This is a genomic window from Nonomuraea sp. NPDC023979 (genome assembly GCF_040639085.1).
Taxonomy (GTDB): Bacteria; Actinomycetota; Actinomycetes; order Streptosporangiales; family Streptosporangiaceae; genus Nonomuraea; species Nonomuraea ceibae.
This window is the reverse complement of the sequence record NZ_JBEZZG010000014.1, coordinates 216456-224426: the sequence shown is the minus strand read 5'-3', so window position 1 is coordinate 224426 and position 7971 is coordinate 216456. Positions and strand designations below refer to the sequence as shown.

Sequence of the window (7971 nt, the reverse complement as noted above, 5' to 3'; positions counted from 1 at the left end):
CGAGGAGGCGTTGCGCCGCTCGCTGCCCGCGGCGCGGGGCCGGGGGGGGGGGCCGGCGGGCCGGGCCCGCGCCCCCCGCCCCCCGGGCCCGCGGGGGGGCCCCGGCTCTGACATGCGCAGGCCGCTCAGCGGCCCTGGAGTGACTTCACGTTGTCGCCGAAGGTCCAGCCCTTGGAGCCGTCCCAGTTGATGGACCAGGTCATCAGGCCTTTGAGCTGGCCGTTGAAGCTGTTCCACGCCTGCGACACGAGCGAGGGCGACATGTGGCCGCCGCCCGCGCCCGGCTGGGCGGGAAGGCCCGGGACCTGCTTGTCGTACGGGACCCGGATCGTGGTGCCCTGGATGACGAGGCCGTCGTTGAGGCACTTGGTCTGGGCCACGAAGCCCTGGACGGTGCCGGCCGAGTAGGAGTCGCCGGAGCAGCCGTACATGCTGCCGTTGTAGTACTGCATGTTCAGCCACCACAGGCGGCCGTTGTCGGCGTACTTCTTGATGATCGGCAGGTACGCGCCCCAGATGGAGCCGTAGACGACGCTGCCGCCGGTGACGTACGCCGTCTCCGGGGCCATGGTGAGGCCGAAGTTCGACGGCATCTGGGCGAGCACGCCGTCGATGATGCGGATGAGGTTGGCCTGCGAGGCGGACAGCTGGTTGATGTTGCCACTGCCGGCGAGGCCGGTCTCGATGTCGATGTCGATGCCGTCGAAGTTGTAGCGCTTGAGGATCGGCACGATCGTCTGGACGAAGCGGTCGGCGACGGTGCTGGAGCTGAGGTCGATGCCGGCGGTGGCGCCGCCGATGGACATCAGGATCGTCGCCCCGGCCGCCTTGGCCGCGCACATCTCCTCAGGCGTGGCGACCTTGACGGTGCTGTCCATGCCGTCCTCCCACAGCACGGTGCCGTCGGAGCGGATCACGGGGAACGCCGCGTTGTAGACGTTGTAGCCGTGCTGGCGGATGCGCGCGTCGGTGATGGGGGTCCAGCCGAATGGCGGGTGCACGCCGTTGGAGGCGCCGTCCCAGTTCTCCCAGTAGCCCTGCAGGACCTTGCCGGCCGGCTTGCCCTTGACGGCGCAGGTGCTGCCCGTCGGGGTGACGGTCGGGCTGACCGTGGGGCTCACGGTGGGGCTCACCGTGGCGGTGGGCGTCACCGTGGGGGAGACCGTGACCGTGGGGGTCGGCGTCGGGGACGTCGGCGGGTCGCCGGGGCCGTCGAAGACGAGGTCGTCGGCGTGGTACGTGCCCTGCCCGTACCAGCCGTGCAGGTAGATCTCGGCGGTGGTCTGGCTCGCGCCCGTGGTGAACGGGATCGTGAGCTGGGTGTACGCCGACGGCGAGGAGGCCCAGATGGCCCGGCCGCCGGTCACGCCGAGGTAGACGTAGTTGCCGCGGACCCAGGCGGAGATCGTGTAGTCGGAGTTCGGCCGGACCGTCAGCGTCTGGCTGCACCGGGCGATGTCGGAGTTGCCGGCCGCCCCGGCGAGGGCCTTGCCGCCGGACCTGACCGGGGTGTCGACCACCGATCCGAGGCCGCCGGTGCAGTTCCAGGGGGACAGGGAGCCGGACTCGAAGCCGGGGTTGGCCAGCAGGTTGGCGGCGCTCGCCGAGGTCTGGGTGACGATGACGCCCAGGAATGCGAGCAGTAACGAGGCGGCCAAGATGAGCGGGCGCGGTGTTCGCGTCATGGGGACTACCCTTCTGTGGCCCGGGGGTCCGGGCTCGTACGGGCGCGGCGCAAGGCCGGGGTGCCGCGACGGTTGGGGGGTGCGCGTCACTCCCATTATTGTAAAGAATCTTATCTATTGTCTATGGCGTCCCAGGTGGCAACCCGATCACTCCCTGTGGCATCGTGCCCGGATGACCCTGCGCACCGTCGAGGACGCCGCCGCCGCCGAACGGGCGGGCCGCCGCCTGCGTTACCTGTTCTTCTGGGGGCACCGGCCCAACCGTGACGGCAGCGTGGGCGCCGGGTGCCTGTCGCAGTGGTGGCCCGCCGCCTTCGCCGCGGACGGGCACGTCTTCGCCACGGTCGAGCACTACATGATGGCCCACAAGGCGTGGCTGTTCGGTGACGAGGAGGCCGCCGCCAGGATCCTCGCCGCGCCTCACCCGGGGGCGGCCAAGGCCGCCGGGCGGGAGGTGCGGGGGTTCGACGAGGAGGTGTGGTGCGACCGCCGGTTCGACGTGGTGGTCCGGGGCAATCTCGCCAAGTTCGGAGCACATCCCGGGCTGAGGGCGTTCCTGGTGGGCACCGGTGAGCGGGTGCTGGTCGAGGCCAGTCCCGTGGACCGGGTCTGGGGCATCGGGCTGACGGCGGACGACGAGCGGGCGGCCTCGCCGGCGACGTGGGAGGGGCTCAACCTGCTCGGGTTCGCGCTGATGGCCGTACGGGAGAAGCTGACAGGGTTGACAGCGGATGTCCGAAAAAGCGGGACACGGACGCCCGATATCCGTTAGAAATTCCCTTTGTGACCACGCTCAGCAGACGCCGCCTCCTCCAGTCCGGCGCACTCGCCGTCCCCGCCCTCGCCCTCGGCGCCGCCCCCGCGCGGGCCGGGACGGCCGCCCTGCCGGCGACCGGCGTGGTGCCCGCGCAGCTGGCCGGCTTCGACGCGGCGATGAAGAAGTTCATCGCCGAACGCGACATCAGCTGCGCGCAGCTCGCCGTGGCGAAGAACGGCAAGATCCTCCTGGCCCGCGGCTACGGCAGCTACACCTACGGCCGCTACGTCAGGCTCGTGCAGCCGACCTCGCTGTTCCGGATCGCCAGCCTCAGCAAGAGCATCACCGCCGCCGCGATCGCCCGGCTCGCCCAGGACGGCAAGCTGTCCCTCGGCGACACCGTGACCGACCTGCTGGGCCTGTCCGCCGACGCCGACCCGCGCCTGGCGGACGTGACGCTGTGGCGGCTCATGCAGCACACCGGCGGCTGGGACCGGGACGCCACCCTCGACCAGCTCTGGGCCGACCACACCATCTCGGCCGCGCTCGACGTGCCGCTGCCGATCGGGCACGCGGAGATCATGCGGTACGCCACGGCCAGGAAGCTCGACTTCACGCCCGGCTCCCGCTACGCCTACAGCAACTACGGCTACATGCTGCTCGGCCGCATCATCGCCAAGGTCTCCGGCATGAGCTACGAGTCGTACGTGAGGCAGCGGATCCTGGCGCCGGCCGGGATCACCCGCATGCTGCTCGGCCGGTCGGCGTCCGGCCAGCAGTACGCCGCCGAGGTGCGCTACCAGTCGGTCTACACCCGCAAGAGCGTGCTCGACGACGGCGGCGCGACGGTCCCGTACCCGTACGGCGGCTTCAACATGGCCAACCAGGACGCCAACGGCGGCTGGCTGGGCTCGGCCGTCGACCTGGTCAAGTGGGGCTTCGCCTTCGACCGGGCCGGGCCGGTGCTGAACGCCACCTCGATCGGCCGGGTCTTCGCCAAGCCGGAGATCGGCGTCGGGTCCGGCGGCTCCTGGTACGGGCTCGGCTGGCAGGTCCGCGAGAACAACGTGGGCGGCCTCAACACCTGGCACACCGGCTCGATGCCGGGCACGTTCGGCTTCCTGGCCAGGATCCAGCACGGGGTGAGCTACTGCGCGCTGTTCAACCGCAGGCAGGAGGGCGACGCGCCGTCGTTCGGCGCGATCGACGGGATCCTGGGCACGGCGACGGGCGGCGTGTCCTCCTGGCCGACGACCGACCTGACCCCGCGCTACTTCTAGCCGGCGACGCGGTAGTGCAGGCCGGTGGCCTGCGGGGCTCGTCCAGCATCCCCGCCGCCAGGCACTGGCGGGCCACGTCGGCGCCGATGACGTTGACGTACCGGTCCCCAGCGGCCCGCCGGGCCTCGGCCACGGCGGTGCGGAGGTCGCCGACGAACGTGACGCCCGGGACCGGCGCCGAGGGCGGGCGGTGGGTGAGGACGAACTGCGGCCCGTCCCACCCGCCGCCGAACGCCTTGCCCTCCCGCTCGGGATCGCCCCGGTGCGGGTCGTCCCCGCCGAACGAGCGCCTGCCCGCCAGGATCGCCCCGACCCGGCCCACGAGCCTGTCCGCCATCGGGTCGGGACCGAGGTACGGGGTCAGCCAGGACATGTCGCCGCCTGGGCCGGTGATGAAGCCGTCGAGCGACATGGTCGCCGAATAGAGCATCTTCGCCATGATCTGCCTCCTCGGGACACAGACCGGCGGACGGGCGAAAATTCATCGCGCCCGCGTACTTATCCGATGATTCGGGCATGCGGCGAGGGCCGGATCCGGCAAGATGATCAGCCGGTGGTCCCCGGACGGCGGGGACGGTTGAGAAGGGCTGGCCGAATGCGCGGGTCGACGACGATCCTCCTTGCCGCGGCACTGTCGATCGGAGGGGGCCTGGTGACTCCCGCGTACGCGGCCGCCTCCGCCGCCACTCCGGAGCGGGTGTGCGGTTCCGGGTTCGCCCGGGTCGCGCACGGCAAGCAGGCCGTGCGGACGCCTTCCAAGCGGGTCCTCGGGTACGTCTACCTGCTGTACAACCGCAGGACCGGCTACAACTGCGTCACCACGTTCAAGTCCTCGAACCTCGGCGTCCGCACCTTCGTCATGGCCACGATCACGACGCAGACGCGCGGCGCCAACGGGCGCGCGAGCGGCGAGAACGAGGGCCGGAGCGTCAAGCACTACCTGGGGCCGGTGAAGACCTACGGCAAGGGCCGGTGCGTCAGCTACATGGGGTCGATCCAGGATGACGGGCCCCGTGCCGCCGTGGGCAAGTCGCGCTGGAAGTCCTGGGGCAGGTGCGGCTGAACCGCTCATCGGCGCAGGGGGGACGGAGACGCGTGCTGAAGGGCGGGGCCGAGCAGGAGCCCGCCGTCGATGACGTACTCCGAACCGGTGATGAACGACGCGTCCGATGACGTGAGGAAGAGGAGCAGGCTGGTGACGTCGGCCGGCTCTCCGAGGCGGGGGACGGCGAACGGCTCGGGCGAGTAGAAGTCGGCGATCGCCACGGTGGCGCCGGCCGCCGGCTCCTGGATGAAGGGGGTCGCGATCACGCCGGGGTGGATGGCGTTCACCCGGATGCGGTCGCGGCCGAGTTCGAGTGCCGCCGTCCGGGTGAGACCTCGTACCGCCCACTTGCCGGCGACGTACGGCGCGTAGTGAGCCGTGCCGCCCAGGCCCATGGTCGAGCCGATGTTGACGATGGCTCCCCCCGCCGCGCGGCGCAGAGCCGGGGCGGCGGCCTTGATGCCGAGGAAGGTCCCGGTGAGGTTGATGCCGAGGATGCGTGACCAGGTGGCCTGGTCCGTGTCCTCGATCGGCGCCGGCGGGTTCTGTACGCCGGCGTTGTTGACGAGCACGTTCAGGGCGCCGAAGGCGCTTTCGGCGGCCAGCACGGCGGCGGACCACGAGCTCTCGTCGGTGACGTCGAGGCGGGTGAAGTGAGCACGGGGCCCGAGCTCGTCGGCGAGGGCGGCGCCCCGATCGGCGTCGATGTCGCCGATCACCACGTTCGCCCCCTCCGCGTGGAAGGCGCGTACGTGGCTCGAGCCCTGGCCGCCGGTCCCGCCGGTCACGAGCACGGTCTGGTTGTCGAAGCGGTTCATCGGATGTTCCTTCGGTACGAGGGAGGGATGGTGAGCTGAGTGGCTCACCACACTGCTTGACAGTAGATCGGCGGCAATGGTGAGTCAAGCCACTCGTCTTGTATGCTCGGCCCATGAGCAAGGTCGTGACGACGTACCACCAGCGCGTCGCCCAGGAGAAGCGCGCGCTGATCGTGACGGCCGCGACCGAGCTGTTCCTCGAGCTGGGCTACGACCGCACGTCACTGGCGCGGATCGCGGAGCGCTCGGGCGTTTCGCGGGCCACCCTGTTCAAGCAGTTCCCGACCAAGGCCGCCCTGTTCGACGCCATCGTCACCGAGTCCTGGGCCACCGCTGACGAGGAGGATCCTCCGCCGGCAGGCGACATCGTCGCCGGGCTCGGCGCCATCGGCCGCCGCTACGCCGAGCTGCTGAGCCGCCCCCAGATGACCGACCTGTTCCGCATCGTCATCGCCGAGCTGCCGCGCTTTCCCGAGCTCGCCAATGCGCAGTTCTCGCACGGGAAGCTGCCCTACTTCGAGTCCGTACGCGGCTACCTCCTGGCCGAGCACGAGGCGGGCACGGTGCGGATCGAGGACGTGGAGCTCGCGGCCACCCAGTTCCTGGGCATGATCTCCAACTACGTCTTCTGGCCGGCACTACTCGTGCCGGGCTGGAAGGTGAGCGCCGAACGCGTCGCTCAGGTGGTCGACGAGGCCGTCCGCACCGTCGCCGCCCGCTACGCCCTGCCCGGATCGGGGACGCGCGCCCGTGGTGGCCGGTCCTGAGGTGCGGCGTCCGGCGTGCCGCGGCGCCTCCCGCGCGGGGAGCTCAGGTCAGCGCAGGTAGCCGGCGCCGTTGAGGTCGAGGATGGCGCCACCGGCCCACTCGGCCTCCGGGGAGGCCGGGCGGTCCGCTCATTCCCAGGACGTTACCAGCGGGACGCTCTTGTCATTTAGGTCACACTCCTCTAGAACGGGATTTTAGAAACACCTTCCAATCGTGAGGAGGGCCCGTTGGCCGAGGTCGTTGCGGAGAAGCGCCGGCGCCTGGGAGCGCCACTCAGCCGGGGAATCAGTGCCACCGATCTCGCGCCCTTCGGCTGGGCGCCCCTGGTCGTCCTGTTCCTCGTCGGCCTGGTGGACCGGATCGAGGCCAGCCTGCTGTCCGGCGTGCTGCCCCTGCTCCAGGCGGAATGGGGGATCAGCGACACCGCCGCCGGGTCCATCCCGACCGCCGCCGCGCTGGCCGCCGCCGCCGTGGCGCTGCCCGCCGGATACCTGTCCGACCGGTTCAACCGGACCCGGATCATCGCCGTCGTCGTGTTCTGCTGGAGCCTGGCCACGCTGGGGTCCGGTCTCGCCACCGGGTTCGCCATCTTCTTCGCGATGCGGGTGTTCCTAGCGGCGGCGGAGAACATCGACAACCCCGCCTCCGGAAGCCTGCTCGCCGACTACTATCCGCCGCTGACCAGGGCCAAGGCGTACGGGCTCGTCCGCATCACCACCTACCTGGGCGGCATCGGCACCGCGCTGGGCGGCATCCTCGGCCAGGCCGTGGGCTGGCGGGCCACGTTCATGATCATGGCGATCCCGGGGGCGCTGACGGCGCTGCTCGTGTGGTGGCTCAGGGAGCCGCCGCGCGGCTTCCTCGACCGGGTGATCGCCCTGCGCTCCGACCAGCCGCAGCCCGTGCCCGAGGCCACCGGGCCGGGCCAGGTCACCGCGCTGTCCGACCGGCTGAGCGAGCGGCTGCGGTTCGGCAGGCAGTTCCGCCTGATGCTGAAGATCCCCACCCTCACCCTGGTCTGCGTCGGCCTGATGTCGCTCACCCTCGGCCTGGCCGGGATCGCGTTCTGGATGCCGACCCTCATGGTCAGGAACCTCGGCGTCGCCGCCGGCACCGCCGCCTCACTGGCCGGCCTGATCAGCGTCGCCGGCGTCGTCGGCGGCACGCTCATCGGCGCCTACTTCGGCCGGCGCATGCACGCCACCCGCAAGGGCGGCCGGCTCCTCGTCGGCGGCACCGGCATCACGCTCGGCGCGCTCACCCAGGCCGCCGCGATCTCCATGGACTCGCTGCCGCTGTTCGTGACGCTGCTGCTGACCTCGTCGCTGCTGTCGGCCACCGCCATCCCGAACATGACGGCCTCGCTCGCCGACGTGGTCGGCGCCGATTCGCGCGGGCTCGGCTTCGCCGTGCTGCAGCTGTTCATCACGGCCGGCGCCGCGTTCGGGCCGCTGCTGGTCGGCGTCTCGTCCGACAGCAGCGGCTCCCTCCTGACCGCCATGTACGTGCTGATCGTCCCGATGGTGCTCGGCGGCCTGCTCTGCCTGGCCGCGCGCGGCTTCTTCGAACGCGACGCCCAGCGCGTGCTCGACGCCGCCCGCGACTCCGCCTGACCAGC

The 7971-nt window shown here is 71.1% G+C and carries 8 protein-coding genes; 5 read left to right on the top strand and 3 right to left on the bottom strand.

Features of this window, described 5'->3' with window-relative positions:
- Nucleotides 1-125 precede the first annotated feature (125 nt).
- Complete coding sequence (locus tag AB0G11_RS24965) at nucleotides 126-1685, bottom strand: glycosyl hydrolase family 18 protein (RefSeq protein WP_219510069.1); 1560 nt, start codon at nucleotides 1683-1685, stop codon at nucleotides 126-128.
- Nucleotides 1686-1857: 172 nt separating this feature from the next.
- Here AB0G11_RS24965 and AB0G11_RS24960 point away from each other — a divergent pair, with 172 nt between their 5' ends.
- Nucleotides 1858-2457: an NADAR family protein gene (locus AB0G11_RS24960; RefSeq protein WP_357588520.1), complete on the top strand. Its 600-nt coding sequence runs from the start codon at nucleotides 1858-1860 to the stop codon at nucleotides 2455-2457.
- A gap of 11 nt (nucleotides 2458-2468) precedes the next feature.
- The gene (locus AB0G11_RS24955) at nucleotides 2469-3722 is read left to right on the top strand and encodes a serine hydrolase domain-containing protein (RefSeq protein WP_357588518.1); all 1254 of its coding nucleotides are present in this window, start codon (nucleotides 2469-2471) and stop codon (nucleotides 3720-3722) included.
- Here AB0G11_RS24955 and AB0G11_RS24950 read toward each other — a convergent pair.
- Nucleotides 3604-4161 carry a dihydrofolate reductase family protein gene (locus AB0G11_RS24950; RefSeq protein ID WP_357588516.1) on the bottom strand — a complete coding sequence of 186 codons (558 nt, stop codon included), beginning with the start codon at nucleotides 4159-4161 and terminating at the stop codon, nucleotides 3604-3606. The two genes, AB0G11_RS24955 and AB0G11_RS24950, sit on opposite strands and share 119 nt — an antisense overlap.
- A gap of 213 nt (nucleotides 4162-4374) precedes the next feature.
- Between AB0G11_RS24950 and AB0G11_RS24945 the strand changes: the two genes are divergently transcribed.
- Nucleotides 4375-4785 (top strand): hypothetical protein, encoded by a 411-nt coding sequence (locus AB0G11_RS24945; RefSeq protein WP_219510067.1) that lies wholly within the window; start codon nucleotides 4375-4377, stop codon nucleotides 4783-4785.
- Nucleotides 4786-4790: 5 nt separating this feature from the next.
- Here AB0G11_RS24945 and AB0G11_RS24940 read toward each other — a convergent pair whose 3' ends face one another.
- Nucleotides 4791-5585, bottom strand: a complete 795-nt coding sequence (locus AB0G11_RS24940; RefSeq protein WP_219510066.1) for a glucose 1-dehydrogenase — start codon at nucleotides 5583-5585, stop codon at nucleotides 4791-4793.
- A gap of 113 nt (nucleotides 5586-5698) precedes the next feature.
- On the opposite strand from AB0G11_RS24940, the gene AB0G11_RS24935 reads away from it, so the two are divergent.
- Complete coding sequence (locus AB0G11_RS24935; protein WP_357588514.1) at nucleotides 5699-6352, top strand: TetR/AcrR family transcriptional regulator; 654 nt, start codon at nucleotides 5699-5701, stop codon at nucleotides 6350-6352.
- 228 nt (nucleotides 6353-6580) lie between these two features.
- On the top strand, nucleotides 6581-7966 hold the full coding sequence (locus AB0G11_RS24930; RefSeq protein WP_219510062.1) for an MFS transporter: 1386 nt from the start codon (nucleotides 6581-6583) through the stop codon (nucleotides 7964-7966).
- Nucleotides 7967-7971: the final 5 nt, after the last annotated feature.

Bases quoted from the DNA above. Each gene is read 5' to 3' on its own strand.
- AB0G11_RS24965 (WP_219510069.1), bottom strand. From the start codon at position 1,685: ATGACGCGAACACCGCGCCCGCTCATCTTGGCCGCCTCGTTACTGCTC.
- AB0G11_RS24960 (WP_357588520.1), top strand. From the start codon at position 1,858: ATGACCCTGCGCACCGTCGAGGACGCCGCCGCCGCCGAACGGGCGGGC.
- AB0G11_RS24950 (WP_357588516.1), bottom strand. From the start codon at position 4,161: ATGGCGAAGATGCTCTATTCGGCGACCATGTCGCTCGACGGCTTCATC.
- AB0G11_RS24940 (WP_219510066.1), bottom strand. From the start codon at position 5,585: ATGAACCGCTTCGACAACCAGACCGTGCTCGTGACCGGCGGGACCGGC.
- AB0G11_RS24935 (WP_357588514.1), top strand. From the start codon at position 5,699: ATGAGCAAGGTCGTGACGACGTACCACCAGCGCGTCGCCCAGGAGAAG.